Below are 15,167 nucleotides of genomic sequence, written 5' to 3' on the forward strand. Positions count from 1 at the left end.
TGATCGAGTCACTTGGCTTTCAACAATTAGAGGGCACGGCACAGGGGGCTGACAAAGGATGGATTTTCAGGGGGTAGATGACGTGAGGTCATCTGTGGAGGGGATTAACACCTTTTAAGACGCATCGCTTTTGTAGGCGCGAGCTTGTCTCGTCATTCTCAAATCCGCAGGTCTCAATGGAGAATTCCGATCGTGAAATTTCCAGTTGTTATATACAAAGATGCAGATTTCGAATTCAGCGGCACGGTGCCTGATGTCCCAGGTTGCTTCTCTGCTGGCTGCACTTTTTCACAAGCCCTGAAAACGTGCTGGAGGTGCTGGCTTTGCATTTGGAAGCTGTTGTTGCGGACGGCCGTGGGCTTTCACAGGCTAAGGATGTGGATGCACATTTGGATAATCCAGATTATGTCGGCGGGATTTGGGCGGTGGTTGGCTTCGATCTGACCCCCTTTACCTTGGGAAGTCGGTCCGATTTAACGCATCCCTACCCGAAAATCTGTTGCTGCGCTTTGATGAGCGCGTCAGCAAGGATCACCGTTACGCGTCGCGCTCGGGGTTTCTGGCGACAGCTGTTTGCGTGAGTTTGGGGTTTAGACGGTGATTGGTGCGCGGCGCTGAAGCGCTGGTTGAGCGACTGGGAAATCCCTCAGAATCTGGCCCCCTCTTACCCAGCCCTCCTGATATAGGCCATATCCGTTGCCGCTCAGGTTTCAAGGCCAATAAACAACTTCAAATTGGTTGGGAGTGATTGTCTGGTGAGCTCTGATATTTGTGCTATTTGCCCGTCCGTGAGTAGCCATTCCCCTTCTGCCATCGCGTCAAGGCTTCTATGGCCTAGGAGTTGTGCGATTTGATCGTTAAAGGAACTATTCAGATCAAGCTCAAACTTAAGTGAGTCATCTTCGGGATTATCCGGTAGGAATCCACTGATACACAGATACATAAACACTCCTATTTTTCTACTTTTCGGCCGGGGTTGGCTGGTTTGGTTTGTTCGCCCGTAATAGGGTCAAACTCACCTAGATGCTTGCCTTGTTTGTCATACATTTCAACCGCTCCGTGTTGGCTATCCCATTCGTAAATACGGCCTTTTTTATCTTTCCAGCGTCTACGAACTGCCCCACCGCCTTGGACCCTGTAGTGGTCAACTAATCCCGGACTTTATTCGATTATTGATCGGTAAACCTGTATCAACGTTGCAGGTGATGGGCCCGGGGCTTGAAATGCATTGTTCCAGGCCCCGGTACATGTATCTGTGCCGCTTATTCGTTGGATAAAGTATTGAGTGATGGCTGAGCCGCATCGCTTTATATCGCTGTTACCACAGTGGCAATGTATAACTCACGATTAGGCGTGTTTCGTCCAAGTCGTTACCGAAGTTTGAACGGACCGTTGCATTTCGGACTTTCATGCCGAGGTTTTTCAGAGAGCCACTTTGTATGACATAGCCGATATCGGTATCGCGCTCCCACTCTTTACCGCTGTTGCTGCCTGCGACCAAGGCATTGTCGCCGCTGACATAACGGCTCATGAAGGTCAGCCCCGGCAGGCCCAGCGCCACGAAGTTGTAGTCGTAGCGCAGTTGCCAGGATTTTTCCTGAGCGTTGGCAAAGTCATTGATCTGGACGAAGTTGACCAAGTAGGGGTCGGTATTGGCGATGTATGGAAACGGGTCATCACCGCTCATGCGCTGATAGGCCGCCGAGAACACGTTGCTGCCCAGGGTATAAGACGCCATGCCGTTGGCTGCGCGGTTGTCTAGGGCGCGGAAGTTACCGTCCTCGGTGCTTTTCGAATAGCGTAGGTCGAACTTCAGCGACTGTTGCGCGGCAAGGGGGATCTCATAGACCACGCCGCCAAAGTACTGCCGATAGACGTTTTCCAGGTTGCCGTAGTAAAGGCTTGTACTCAGGGCCTTGTTGAAGCTGTAGGTGCCGCCGGCAAAGCGAAAATCATCGCTGACGCCGCCGATGCGGTTGCCCGTGAAGTCTTGATAGTTTGAGGAGCTGTTGAACTTGATTTGCTCTAGCTTGCCGCCTTGCAGCACTAACTTATCAATATCTTTTGAGGTGAGCAGTGCGCCTTCGAACGTCGCCGGCAACAGGCGCGTGTCATTACTCGAGACCACGGGGGTGCGAAAGGCCAGCGAGCCGACCTTCAGTACGGTTTCCGAGACCTTGGCCTTGGCCGTTAGCTCAAGTTTTGAATACTCGTCCTGCGAGCCGCGGCCGTTCTTTGAACTCAGGTCTGCCGGCAGCAAGCCTGTGCCACCGGAGCCGTCACCGCCATCGAGTTTGAGACCGAGCATGCCAACGGCGTCGACGCCCAGACCCAGAGTGCCAGCGGTATAACCCGACTCGAAGCGCAACATGAGGCCCTGCGCCCACTCTGCCGCTGCATCACGCTGAGCGGTGGGCGGGCCGTTACGAAAGTCACGGTTAAAGTAGAAGTTACGCAGTTCTACGCTGGCTTTGCTGTCGGCAATAAAGTCGGCAGATGCCGTGAGTGGTAAAACCAGCGCGCAGGTACCCGCAAGGGTAAAAACCTTGTTGATTAACATGCTCTTAAATGCTCCAGATAACGGCAGATTTATGGGTTGAGTTTTATCGTTATTGTGAGTGCACAGTGTCATCTACAGTTTTCTGCGGGCAGCACGCGGCAACCGGGTTATTAACCCGTTGCGCGTTTAGCCTGCAAAAAGAAGCGTTTAAATCAACGAGCTGTTTTGATACGGCCGATCAGCGAGCCGGCTTCAAAGTATGGGCCCGATTGTTGGGTAACTTGAACGTCGCCAGCACAGGGGGCCAGAACCGAAGTTTCCATTTTCATCGCTTCTACCACGGCGATAACTTGCCCGGCGCTGACCGCCTCACCGTCCTCGACGACCCAGGTATGCAGGTTACCCGCTACCGGCGTCAGTACCGCCTGTGGATCAACTGCATCGCCTGGGCTCGCGCTTTCGCTGGCAGGACCCGCTGCGTTCAGGCTCATGCCGCGTAACAATGCTGCGGGCAGGCCCAGTTCGTGGCGCTTGCCGTCAATTTCGACGAAGGTGCGCAGTACGTCTGGGTTCCCCGACGGGGCGTTGCGTGGGGCGATGGTGATCTGTTCGGCGAAGTCGGTCTCGATCCAGCGGGTGTGCACGTCGAATCGGTCAGCGCTGGTGAAGTCGGCATGGTCCATCACGGCCCGGTGGAACGGCAGCACTGAGGCGATGCCTTCGATGTTGAATTCCGCCAGGGCGCGACGGGCGCGGGTTATCGCCTGTTCACGAGTTGCACCTGTGACAATCAGCTTGGCCATCATCGAATCGAAGGAGCTCGGCACGCTGGAGCCGCTGACCACGCCGCTGTCCAGGCGTACGCCGGGGCCAGAGGGCGGCAGAAACGCTGTGATTTGCCCGGGGGTGGACAAAAAGCCTTTGCCTGCGTCTTCGGCGTTGATGCGAAATTCAAAGCTGTGGCCGCGCGGGGTCGGCGTTTCGCTGAACGACAACGGCAGGCCGTCGGCGATACGCAGTTGCTCAATCACGAGGTCGACACCGGTGGTTTCTTCGGTCACCGGGTGCTCGACCTGCAAGCGTGTGTTGACCTCGAGGAACGACAGGGTACCGTCCTGGCTGAGCAGGAACTCCACGGTGCCGGCGCCGACGTAGCCGGCCTTGGCGCAAATATCCTGGGCCGATTGATGAATACGCTGACGCTGTGCGTCGCTGATAAACGGCGCGGGCGCTTCTTCCACCAGCTTTTGGTTGCGTCGTTGCAGCGAGCAATCACGCGTGCCGACCACCACCACCTTGCCGTGTTTGTCGGCCATTATTTGCGCTTCAATGTGCCGAGGGCGGTCGAGGAATTGCTCAACGAAACATTCGCCACGGCCAAACGCTGCTTCGGCTTCGCGCACCGCCGAGGCAAACAGCTCGGCGACCTCGTCCAGGCGCCAGGCCACTTTCATGCCGCGTCCGCCGCCACCGAAGGCGGCCTTGATGGCAATTGGCAGGCCATGTTGCTCGGCAAAGGCCAGCACTTGGGCTGCACTTTCGACCGGCCCAGGCGTACCGGCCACCAGGGGCGCACCGACCTGCTGAGCGAGCTTGCGCGCCTCGACCTTGTCGCCCAACACATCAATGGTCTCGGGGTTGGGGCCAACCCAGATCAGCCCGGCGTTGATCACCGCGCGGGCGAAGTCGGCCCGCTCAGACAGAAAGCCATAGCCTGGGTGCACGGCGTCGGCTCCGCTGCGTTTGGCGACAGCCAGGAGCTTTTCGATGTCCAGGTAGGTCTCGGCAGGGCGTTGGCCATTCAGAGAATAAGCTTCGTCAGCCTGGCGCACGTGCAGCGCGTCAATGTCTGCGTCGGCATAGACGGCAACCGACTGCACACCGTAGTCGCGGCAAGCGCGAGCGATGCGGACGGCGATTTCACCACGGTTGGCGATCAATAATTTTTTCATGAATGGTTCTTCGCATCGGCAGTTGAAAAAGAGGCTTCGGTGCTGGGCTGCATATCTTCAAACACATCCAGCGGGTTGAAGCGAATCTGTGCATTGACTGGTATCTGTCCTGCCAAATCCAAATGGTGACTGGCAACGGAGGCAATCACCGGATAACCACCGGTCAGTGGGTGGTCTGCCAGGAACAGCACCGGTTGGCCGCTGGCTGGAACCTGGATCGCGCCAACAGAAGTGCCTTCGCTGGGCAACTCCTGATGATGACTGCGCTCCAGTGGTGTATCGCCGGCCAGACGGATACCGACCCGGTTGGATTGCGAGGTGACGCGCCACAGCTGGGTGCTCAGACGCTGGATGGCGTCTTCGGTAAACCAGTCGGTGCGCGGCCCCATCACCACATCGAGGGTGACAATACTGGCGGTGGTCGGCAGCTCAAAGGCTGGAGCTTCGTTCAGGGATACGCTGGTGCCGGTGACCGGGGCGGTAAAGCCCAGTCGGTCGCCAACTGCCAGAGCTGCAGGACCTAGCTGCGCCAGGGTATCGGTGGACAGACTGCCGAGCACCGGCGTGACGTCGAAACCCCCACGGATTGCCAGATAACTGCGCAACCCAGCCTTGGGCGAACCCAGGCTCACGCGGTCGCCCGCTTCCAGCTCGATGGGCTGATAGTTGCTGGCTTGCCATTGCAGGCCGCTGGCGTTGGTGATGGTGACCGGGGTGTGCGCGCCGGTGATGGCGATCAAGGCACTGCCATGGCAAATGAAGCTCAGGCCTCCAAGTACCGATTCCACGCAGGCCATGTCCGAAGGGTTGCCGACGACGCGGTTGGCCGAGCGCAGAGCACCCAGGTCCAGCGCGCCGGAGCGGGATACGCCCTGGCCGGTCTGGCCGGGGCGGCCCATGTCCTGCAAGACGCTATGCAGGCCTGGGCTGGTGATCTCCAGATACGTTCCTGTTGTGGCGCCGATACGTGCTGGCGTCGAAGGTAGCGGCAGGCCACTGGCAGGCAATGGACCGGCGTCGGTGAAGCGTACTTTATAGCCTGGGCGCAGCAGGGCAGGCTCGGCGCGGTTCAGGTCCCACATCTGCAACGGCGTGACGCCGATGATCTGCCACCCACCAGGGCTGGCTTTGGGATAGACACCGCTGAAGTCGCCCGCCAACGCCACGGCACCGGCAGGGATGCGAGTGCGCGGCGTTTGCCGACGAGGCACCTGGAACCCGGCGCCGCCCGTCAGGTACGCGAAGCCCGGCGCAAAACCGCAGAACGCCACGCTGTAGTCATGAGCGGTGTGACGCTGGATGACTTCTGCACGACTGATGTTCAGCAGAGTCGCGACTTCGTCGAGGTCTTCGCCGTTGTAATGCACCGGGATTTCCACCCGACGGTGTTCGCCCTCGCGGCGCTGGCTGAGGTCTTGGCCAGCGATGCGGTTGACCAGCGCCTGACGCTCGATGGTGCTGGGGCGGAACTGGATCAATAGCGTGCGTGCGGCAGGAACGATCTCCTCCACACCCGCAATTGGCTCCGCCGTCAGGGCGTCGAACAAGGCCAGGGTTTCGTCCAGATCTTTCAATTCGACGAGCAGGACGTCCAGGTTGACCGGTAGAAAGCGCACAGGGAACTCCTAGACGTGGTAAGTGCTGTCAGGCACGTCGGTGATGAACATATAGCCCGGCGAATGGGTAATGGCGAAGGGTACGCCTGATGCCATGACTGCTGCCTGAGGGGTGACACCGCAGGCCCAGAAAACCGGAACTTCCCCCGGCTTGATGCTTACGGCATCGCCGAAATCGGGTCGACTCAGGTCGTTGATACCCAGTCGCCCTGGCTCGCCGATATGGACTGGCGCGCCATGTACCGAGGGGTAGCGCCCGGAGATACTGCTGGCCTCGGCCACGCGATCAGCCGGAATCGGACGCATGGAAACCACCATTTCGCCATGTAACCGCCCGGCCGGACGGCAGGCGCGGTTGGTGCGGTACATCGGCACATTGCAGCCATCGGTGATATGTCGCACTTCGATGCCTGCTTCTTGCAGCGGGGTTTCAAAGGTAAAGCTGCAGCCGATCAGAAACGCGACCATGTCGTCGTGTTCAGCCCAGGCTTGGGTGGCGTCGCTGACTTCTTCTGCCAACTTGCCATCGCGCCAGATGCGGTACTTCGGGATGTCGGTTCGCAGGTCTGCGCCTTCAGCCAGGAAGGTGGTCGTGCTGCCGGCGTCGCTGACATCCAAAACCGGGCAGGCTTTGGGATTGCGCTGCGCGTAGAGCAGGAAGTCGTAGGCCCAATCGCGGGGCAAGGCGATCAGGTTGGCTTGGGTCATGCCTGGTGCAACACCTGCCGTGGGGGTAACCAGACCGTTGCGGTAAGTGCCTCGCGCCTCGCGGGCTGCGGCGATGGCATTCTGACGGGCTCGATCAAAGGCATTCATGGGCGTTCCCCGACAAAGGGTTGCAAAGAGGTATTGGCTTGTTCCAGTACGCGGCGCAGCTCGCGGGCCATCTCTACGGCGGCGGGGCTGTCGCCATGCACACAAATTGAGTCGGCCTCTATCCTGACGAGGCTGCCATCAATGGCTTCGATGGAGCCTGACTGAACCAGACGCAGCATGCGCTGGGCCACGAGCTCGGGATCGTGAAGAACGGCCCCGGGCTCGCGCCGCGAAACCAGAGTGCCCTGTGGCGTATACGCCCGATCAGCAAAGGCCTCGGCGACGCACTGCAAACCTTCGCTACGGGCCAGCTCAATCAGGGGGGAGCCCGCCAGAGCGACAAGCACCAGCGTAGGATCAATGGCGCGGATCGCCTCAATCACCGCCATCGCCTGTCTGCGGTCGTGAGCGATAGTGTTGTACAAGGCTCCGTGAGGTTTGACGTAGCGCACCGAGGTCCCAGCAGCCTTGGCCAGGGCCTGCAGCGAACCGATCTGATAAATCACGTCGGCGGTCAGTTCGTCGCTGGCCACGTCCATGTTGCGGCGGCCAAAGCCAACCTTGTCCGGGTAGGAAACGTGAGCGCCAATCATGACGTTCTTTGCGGCAGCGGCTTTGAGTGTCCGCAGGATGCCCGCCGGGTCGCCGGCGTGAAAACCACAGGCGACATTGGCGCTGGTCACGATGTCGAGCATCGCTGCATCGTCGCCCATGTTCCAGGCGCCGAAGCTTTCACCCAGGTCGCTATTGATATCTATATTTGGCATTTTTTGACTCCTCGGATTCTATCTGGCTCAGACCACATTCAGGAATGCGAAGATCGGACCAATGGACTTGATCGCCATATACCAGGTAAGCAGGCAGGTCAGGGCTCCGAGGACCAGCAGCCAGCGCGGGTAATGGTAACCGCCCATCATGTCGGACCGGCACCAGCCTACGTAGATAAAGAGGCTCAGTCCGATTGGCAGGATCAGGCCGTTGAAACCGCCTGCGAACAGCAGAAGTGCGGCTGGCGCAGTACCCATCATCAGGTAGATCAGCAGCGATACGGCAATAAATATCGTCGTGGCGCGGTTACGCCCTCGTTCGGAGATGTTCGGCTTGAATACCGAGATAAAGGACATGGAAGTGTAAGCGGCACCGATCACACTGGTGATGGCTGCGGCCCAGAGTATTAGTCCAAAGGCTCGCAGGCCGAACTGGCCAGCCGCCGCCTGGAAGGCCTGGGCTGCTGGATTGGCACCTTGACCCGACGTGTCGATGATCACACCACTTGCAACCACACCGAGGACTGCCAGAAACAGCACATAACGCATGATGCCGGTGACGAAGATGCCACTCAAAGCTGCTTTGGTAACTACCGCAAGGTTTTCTTCGCCGGTGGTGCCCCGGTCCAGCAGGCGGTGTGCCCCAGCGTAGGTGATGTAGCCACCCACAGTGCCGCCGACAATCGTTGTGATAGTGGCGAAATTGATCTGGTCAGGGAGTACGGTCTGATAGAGCGCTTCACCCAACGGCGGGTTCGAGGCGAAGGCAACAAAAACGGTCAGGCCAATCATCATCACGCCTAGCCAAACAACCATACGGTCAACGGCAAGACCGGCGCGGTGGGAGGAAAATATTCCGATGGCCAGCAGTGCGCTCAAACCGCCGCCCCACTTAGGGTCAAGGCCGAGCAACGCGTTCAGACCAAGCCCGGCACCGGCAATGTTGCCGACGTTGAACACCAGGCCCCCGAAAATCACCAGTACCGCCAGCAGGTAACCACTGCCAGGGATCGCTTTGTTGGCCAGTTCTGCGGCGCGCATGCGGGTCAGGGTGACGATTCGCCAGATATTCATCTGCACAACGAAGTCGATCAGGATCGACGCCAGGATGCCGAACGCGAATGCAGAACCCATCTTCGCCGTAAACGTAGCGGTCTGAGTGATGAACCCCGGCCCGATAGCGGAGGTTGCCATCATAAAGATGGCGGCGACTAAAGACGCCCGCCGCGTCTTTGTGAACTCTAGAGTGGTCGTTGTCACGGCATCATTCCTACGGTGAGAGATAACTCGACTGAGCAATGAGCATGCCAAAACTCAAGGATCACCACTGCAATGTAGGTGGATAAAGGATTTATTGTTGAACAATCCTCAGTTGATGACTGATGTAAAAGCACGAAATTGTTACCTCAAGTGCTTGCAGTGCTACTTAATGAAGCACGGTGCATGCTGCATCCTTGTGCCGCGCACTAAGCTCTGATGGAATAACCCTGTGGTTTTCCTCATCCTGGATCTCTTATGAACGACGCCTCTCCCACCCTTCCCCGAACACTGGGAGAAACCATCACTCAAGAAATACGCAGAATGCTGGTCGAGGGCGAACTCGTGCCCGGCCAACGCCTTTCAGAAGCCGCACTGGCAGAAAGCCTCGACATTTCGCGCAACACATTGAGAGAGGCATTCCGGGTGCTGACGCGCGAAGGCCTGCTCAAACACGAACCTAACCGCGGCGTTACGGTTGCAGAACCTGACATGGCCTCGATCATCGACATCTACCGGGTGCGCCGCTTCATCGAGTGCAAGGCCATCGCCCAAGCCTACCCCCAGCACCCAGGCACCCTGCACATGCGTGAGGCTGTCGAATTAGGCGAGCGTGCGCGGGAATCGAAAGACTGGGTAGCGGTCGGCACCGCCAACATGAGTTTTCACAAATCAATTGTCGAACTGGCAGACAGCCCGCGCCTACAGGTGTTTTATGGGCAGATTTCGGCTGAATTGCGGCTGGCCTTTGGGGTTCTCAACGACCCCCAATTTCTGCACTTGCCGTTCCTCGATATGAACGCATCGATACTTAGATGCGTTGAAGAGGGCCGAGCAGGCGACGCGACTACCATGCTGGATGCCTACCTGGTGCAATCTGAGCGAACTGTCCTGGCAGCTTACGAGCGCAGCATGAAACGGTAGTTGCCTTGATGCACCGACGCGGCCATGGGATTGGACTGGATAGGGTAGAACTCATCGCCGTGCGCGGTCTGTAGGTTTTGCCAAGTGGCAAGCTGCGTCGCAGAGCGCAACTGTGGTGCGCGATAGAGGGGGGGTTAGCAGAATCCGGCAGACCCTAAAACGAAAAAACCCGCCAGAAGGCGGGTTTTTCGGGGGTTTCAAAGACTGTACTAGCTGTCTATGGAACCTTGTATGGTGCGGCACCAGGAGTCGAATTTATCTTTAACTATTTGCCGGCAATGATTTTTATGAAGGTGAATATTCGTTTCTACCTCTAAAGCTACCCTCTAGATGAGGAAAGGCCTCTCGCCCTTCGTTTGTCTGTGGTGAACCCTGATGAACTTGGCGAAGGGGCAGGACTGTCAAGCGGTGATGCTATTGTGACATCCTAGGGCTAGGCCTAGCGTGGTGGCTGCGAGGTTGGCTGCTTCGGCGAGCACCAAAATTTAAAGGGAGTTTGTTTTGATTGTTCCTTTGTGCAAACAGAAGCCTGACGGAAGCCTCTACACGCGGTTTCCTGACATTGAAAGAGCTTTGGGCGAGCTCGACGACATTCCGGCTGCGGATCTCGTAAGTCGGACGCGGCTACCGAAAGGCGAACCAAGTTACGTTCCCACTGAGTGCATTTTGCACTTTGTGCGAAGAAGCTGTCGGATCAATGACCAAGCGCTTTTTGAGCAGCTTTTTAAGGTGCTCGCCGAGCGAGTACGACGGGTAATGCCAAGAGTAGAAAATCCGGATGGATCGCTTTCCCTTGTCAGGAGCCAGATTTTTGAACAAGTCTACGACAAACTCGTGACTCTGCTGCTTCAAGAGCGCGCCGAGTACGTGGAGCGTTTGGATTTTTTCGAAATTAACTTCAATGGTGGCCTTGCACGGTTGAAGCTTGATGCTCAGGACAAGGCTTGGAAGGAGGACAATCGCAACACGGAATTGGGGGTTGAGGAGGAAAGCGGAGAGCTCGACGTCAAGGTCCAGCAGGCCGTAGGCTCTTATGATCCCTTCGATACAACGGTCCTTGACGACTATATTTACCGCTCTCGCTTGGATGCAGCGATGGATGGGTTACCACCATTGCAGCAGAGGATTATCGAAATGTTGCGCCAAGGAGTTCAGATCGACTCAAATGATCCTGGCACGGTGACCATCTCTAAGTCGCTCGGGAAATCAGAGAAAACCATTCGGAATCACCGTGACATGGCTTTTTCCCGGATACGGATGCTTATCACCCGAGGAGAGAAATAATGTCCACTCATCTCCCCAAGCTATCCCTTGATCAAGTGCTCGAATCGTTCGCAATGGAGCATGATGCTGACGGGCAGACATTGCGGCGGTATCTGCAAGAATACCCCGAATACGCGCCGCAGCTGGTAGATCTCTCCCAGGAAATATTCCGGTTCGACATTCAGGATGAAAGCCCTTTGTCGATGGAAGACCATATGCGGATCGACACAGCGTGGTCTCGTATCCAAAGCGCTCCGACCAAGGCCGTAACCGACTTGTTTGCTGATCTGTCGGTGCCAAAATTGCGCGAAGTTGCTCAAACGCTCGATGTGCCTCGACAGGTAATCACTGCATTTCGTGAGCGAGCCGTAATTGTCGCGTCCATCCCGACGCGTTTTCTGACTAAACTCGCTGGTTTACTGGGAAGCAGCGTGCAGGACTTACAGGGCTCACTTTCCCTACCTCCGCAAGCACAGGCGAGAAGCTACAAGGCTGACGGTAAACCTTCAGAGGCCGCTCGAGTGACGTTCGAGCAATTGCTGCGTGACGCCGGTCAGTCGGATGAGCAAATCGAGTTGCTTTTAGCGGACGACGTCTGAGATGGACAGTATAGAAATCGCCCGCAAGGTTGCCGAAGTCCTACACAACCAGGCGGTAGTGGCTGGCGATGATCCTTGGAAGCCACTGACGTTTGCATTGGCTGAGGTAAAGCGCCGCAATCTGGATGCTGAGTCTACGAGCAAAGGCGCAGCTGTCCTCAATGGTGGCCGGGCGACCTTTGTGCGCGACGAAGGCCTCATCCTTTATGAACGGGGTGAAAGCGAGTTTGAAATGGCTTTTCTCGTTGCTCACGAAATAGGTCACATAGAACTTGGGGACGATGTCGAGGACAGCAAAGACTCTACGCCGTACAGCATTGAGCCAGCTCGGACTGCAGAGGCGTCACCTGTTGGGATTGAGCGAGTGGTGGACTACGGGAGGCGACAGCGCAGAGAGGTTCAGATGGATCTATTTGCTCGCGACTTCTTGTTACCCAGGTCGGTAGTCCGGAGATTGCACCTTGAAAGTGGCATGACAGCTTCAGAAATCGCCGCAAGGTTAGGTGCCCCCTTCGATGTAGTGGCTCAGCAGTTGCTCGATTCACTACTGCTTCCCGCTATCTCAGCCATGTCTGGCGAGCATCAAGAACGCGAACTCAACGAGTTGCAGGAGATAGCAGCGAGTCATAGGGGAAGCGCGTACTTGCTGGAGGCCGGGCCGGGTACAGGAAAGACTCAAACTCTGATTGCCCGTCTTGAGAGGCTTTTAGCAGATAACGTCGACCCGCGCCGCATCTTGGTGCTGACATTCTCGAATAAGGCGGCAGGTGAAATCGCAGAACGTATCGCTTGCGTCGACAAGGCAGCCGCAGCGGCTATGTGGACAGGTACTTTTCACGCCTTCGGTTTGGACTTTCTCAGGCGTTTTCATACGGAATTTGGACTTCCCCCAGACCCTCGTTTGCTTGATCGCACAGAGGCGGTCGAGTTACTAGAGAATGAGTTCCCCAGACTCCGACTCAATCATTACCGGGACATCTACCATCCCACCAACATCATCGTTGATATCCTTTCGGCTGTTTCGCGAGCCAAAGATGAGGTTGTAGGGGCTAAGGATTACCAATCCCTTGCCGAGTCCATGCTTGCATCGGCGCTCAGCGACGAGGACAAGTTAGCGGCCGAGAAAGCACTAGAAGTCGCCAAGGTCTATGAAGTGTATGAGCAACTGAAACATCAGGCACGGGCTATCGACTTCGGTGATCTGGTCTGCCTGCCGGTTCAGTTGCTAGAAAATAATACAGAGGTAAGGAGCATCATTCGAGGCACTTACGACCATATTTTAGTTGATGAGTACCAAGACGTTAATCGGAGCAGTGTTAGGCTATTGTCCGCGCTGTGCGGCGACGGGAAAAGTTTGTGGGTCGTAGGGGATGCGAAACAGTCAATCTATCGCTTCCGCGGCGCTTCTAGCTTCAACATGGAACGGTTCGGGACTGAAGACTTCGCGGGCGGTGAACGTGGCCGGTTGAAGATGAACTATCGATCTGCGGACGAGGTCGTGACGGCGTTCTCCAATTTTGCGGTCGGTATGGCCGTCGGTGATGCCGCAAGCGGGCTGGAATCCAATAGGGGGAAGAGCGGCTACCCTACGCAATTGCGTCAGGTGGATCAGGGCGACCAACAGGTAGTGGCCATTGCGGACGCTATCGCAGAAATGCTCGCCAAAGGCTACAGCTACCGTGACCAGGCAGTCCTATGTACTGGTAACGAAAAGCTTTCCGAGATCGGGCAGAAGCTTGAGAGGCTCAACATACCAGTCCTATTTTTAGGGAGCCTATTTGAGAGGCCTGAGGTTAAAGATCTTCTGTCTCTCGTCTCGCTATTGGTGGACCGCCGGGCAATGGGACTTGTGCGGACAGCCTGTCTTCCGGAGTTTGAGATGACTTTAGGGGACGTGGCTGCGGTGATAGGCCACTTGAGGGAGCACGACCTAGCTGCTGGGAGTTGGCGATCACTGGGAGGAACGCTTGATAGTCTTTCCCCTGAAAGTAAGTTTGGATTAGACAAGGTTGCCACCGCGCTTGAAGGCTTTGATGAAAGTGCATCGCCATGGGACGTTATGGCCACAGTGTTGTTGGACCGAACCCGGATAGCAGCAAACTTAGCGGAATCGTCCAAAGCTGCCGATTGGGCGCGAGGTATTGCAACGTGGCAGCTGATGAACTTCGTCAAAGTACAGCCCGCCGGCAAGGGGTTCCCGATTTCGCGATTGCTGGATCGTATTCGGCGTCTGGTTAGGCTGGGCGACGATAGAGATCTTCGACAGCTACCCGCAGCGGCGCAAAGCGTCGACGCGGTGCGGCTGATGACGATCCATGGGGCCAAAGGCTTAGAGTTTCCCGTGGTACATCTGCCAGGATTGAACGCCGGCACGCTGCCTAGAGCGGTCCCCCCCCTTAGCTGTCCGCCTCCGTCGAATATGATCGAAGGTGCTGGTGTCGAAGCCGGAGAGGAGCATCGGCGGGAGCATGAAAAAGAGCAGGAATGCCTTTTTTACGTTGCGCTGTCACGAGCCAGAGATCGGATTTTCATGTACGCAGCCACTCGAAACTCCATTGGCCATAAGAGAGCATTGTCGAAGTTCATCAGTCGGCTGGGTACTGACGTTGATATAGGTGGCGCCAAGCTTTCACGGACAGTGCCTAAAACGTCTGAGGACGCGGCAATTGAGTTGGTGGTGGATGGCGGTCTGAGCCTAGCCGACCATGAGATCTCGCTATACCACTCATGCCAGCGTCGATTCTTCTATACCTATGTGTTACAGGTGGGTGGCAAGCGTGCCCCTACGCCGTTCATGCAAATGCACGATGCGATGCGTACTGCGGTCAAGTCTATAGTCCAGGGACGCGACCCATCCCCCGAATCTATTGCCAATTATCTGACTCAGATCTTCTCCTCCTCTGGGCTCGCGGAGCATGGGTATGTGGGGGACTATCTTGAGCTGGCCAAAGGGATGATGAGCTTTTTCGCTTCGATCCGAGAGGGATATGCTATCCAGCCCCCGGCTGGTATGAGTTTAACTGTTGGAGGAGAGCAAATTGTTGTCTTTCCCGACGACGTCTTAGTGGGGCTTGATAAGAGCCTTACGTTTCGGCGAATACGTACCGGCCACTCCAGAACGAGTGACTTGACCGGTATTGGGGCAATAGCATTTCTGTTGGCCGCACGACAGAGCTATCCGCATGCCAAGGTGGAGTATGTGTATCTGTCCGATGGAGCTGTCCATCCAGTAGTCTTCACGCCCAAGCAACTGGAAGGAGGTGGTTCCAAGCTTGCGGCTTCATTCGAAACCATCCGCACCGGAGTGTTTCGTGCTGAGCCATCATCGCGAGTGTGCCCCGCCTGCCCTGCTTTTTTTGTGTGTGGCCCTACCCCTCCAGGACCACTTCACAAAAAATTCTAAAATAATTTACCGGTTTGTTTTTGTTACACCGATGACTAGGTAAAGCCGGACACTGGGTCTGGCTGAACCG

General features: G+C 56.7%; 11 protein-coding genes and 2 pseudogenes. 5 read left to right on the plus strand and 8 right to left on the minus strand.

What is annotated here, in order from left to right:
* Positions 1 to 192 precede the first annotated feature (192 nt).
* Positions 193 to 601, plus strand: a pseudogene (locus tag ACIQYF_RS00535) (type II toxin-antitoxin system HicB family antitoxin).
* A gap of 102 nt (positions 602 to 703) precedes the next feature.
* Here the strand turns inward: ACIQYF_RS00535 and ACIQYF_RS00540 are convergent.
* The 8 genes and pseudogenes from ACIQYF_RS00540 to ACIQYF_RS00575 form a co-directional block, all read right to left on the minus strand.
* Entirely contained in the window at positions 704 to 943 is a 240-nt protein-coding gene (locus tag ACIQYF_RS00540) for a pyocin S6 family toxin immunity protein (RefSeq protein WP_402855307.1), read from the minus strand.
* Between the two features lie 8 nt (positions 944 to 951).
* A pseudogene (locus ACIQYF_RS00545) lies at positions 952 to 1,134 on the minus strand (colicin E3/pyocin S6 family cytotoxin); the annotation flags it as partial.
* 184 nt (positions 1,135 to 1,318) lie between these two features.
* Positions 1,319 to 2,560, minus strand: coding sequence for an OprD family porin (locus ACIQYF_RS00550; RefSeq protein ID WP_402855310.1), 1,242 nt, complete (start codon positions 2,558 to 2,560; stop codon positions 1,319 to 1,321).
* Positions 2,561 to 2,712: 152 nt separating this feature from the next.
* A complete protein-coding gene (locus ACIQYF_RS00555; protein WP_402855313.1) occupies positions 2,713 to 4,452 on the minus strand; it encodes a biotin carboxylase N-terminal domain-containing protein in 1,740 nt (579 codons plus the stop codon).
* Positions 4,449 to 6,068 carry a 5-oxoprolinase/urea amidolyase family protein gene (locus ACIQYF_RS00560; protein WP_402855316.1) on the minus strand — a complete coding sequence of 540 codons (1,620 nt, stop codon included), beginning with the start codon at positions 6,066 to 6,068 and terminating at the stop codon, positions 4,449 to 4,451. Before ACIQYF_RS00560 ends, ACIQYF_RS00555 begins: the two co-directional genes overlap by 4 nt.
* A gap of 9 nt (positions 6,069 to 6,077) precedes the next feature.
* A complete protein-coding gene (locus tag ACIQYF_RS00565; protein ID WP_402855319.1) occupies positions 6,078 to 6,884 on the minus strand; it encodes a putative hydro-lyase in 807 nt (268 codons plus the stop codon).
* Entirely contained in the window at positions 6,881 to 7,651 is a 771-nt protein-coding gene (locus ACIQYF_RS00570) for a LamB/YcsF family protein (RefSeq protein WP_402855322.1), read from the minus strand. The genes ACIQYF_RS00565 and ACIQYF_RS00570 overlap by 4 nt, the downstream gene beginning before the upstream one ends.
* Positions 7,652 to 7,678: 27 nt before the next feature.
* Positions 7,679 to 8,911, minus strand: coding sequence for an NRAMP family divalent metal transporter (locus ACIQYF_RS00575; RefSeq protein WP_402855325.1), 1,233 nt, complete (start codon positions 8,909 to 8,911; stop codon positions 7,679 to 7,681).
* Positions 8,912 to 9,166: 255 nt separating this feature from the next.
* Between ACIQYF_RS00575 and ACIQYF_RS00580 the strand changes: the two genes are divergently transcribed.
* The 4 genes from ACIQYF_RS00580 to ACIQYF_RS00595 all read left to right on the plus strand — a co-directional run bounded on the left by ACIQYF_RS00580 (position 9,167) and on the right by ACIQYF_RS00595 (position 15,097).
* Positions 9,167 to 9,832: a GntR family transcriptional regulator gene (locus ACIQYF_RS00580; RefSeq protein WP_402855328.1), complete on the plus strand. Its 666-nt coding sequence runs from the start codon at positions 9,167 to 9,169 to the stop codon at positions 9,830 to 9,832.
* Between the two features lie 501 nt (positions 9,833 to 10,333).
* The gene (locus ACIQYF_RS00585) at positions 10,334 to 11,116 is read left to right on the plus strand and encodes a DNA-binding response regulator (protein ID WP_402855331.1); all 783 of its coding nucleotides are present in this window, start codon (positions 10,334 to 10,336) and stop codon (positions 11,114 to 11,116) included.
* Entirely contained in the window at positions 11,116 to 11,694 is a 579-nt protein-coding gene (locus ACIQYF_RS00590) for a hypothetical protein (RefSeq protein ID WP_402855334.1), read from the plus strand. Before ACIQYF_RS00585 ends, ACIQYF_RS00590 begins: the two co-directional genes overlap by 1 nt.
* A gap of 1 nt (position 11,695) precedes the next feature.
* On the plus strand, positions 11,696 to 15,097 hold the full coding sequence (locus ACIQYF_RS00595; RefSeq protein WP_402855337.1) for a UvrD-helicase domain-containing protein: 3,402 nt from the start codon (positions 11,696 to 11,698) through the stop codon (positions 15,095 to 15,097).
* The last annotated feature ends 70 nt before the right edge of the window (positions 15,098 to 15,167 follow it).

This window comes from Pseudomonas sp. NPDC096917, from assembly GCF_044762555.1.
Taxonomy (GTDB): Bacteria; Pseudomonadota; Gammaproteobacteria; order Pseudomonadales; family Pseudomonadaceae; genus Aquipseudomonas.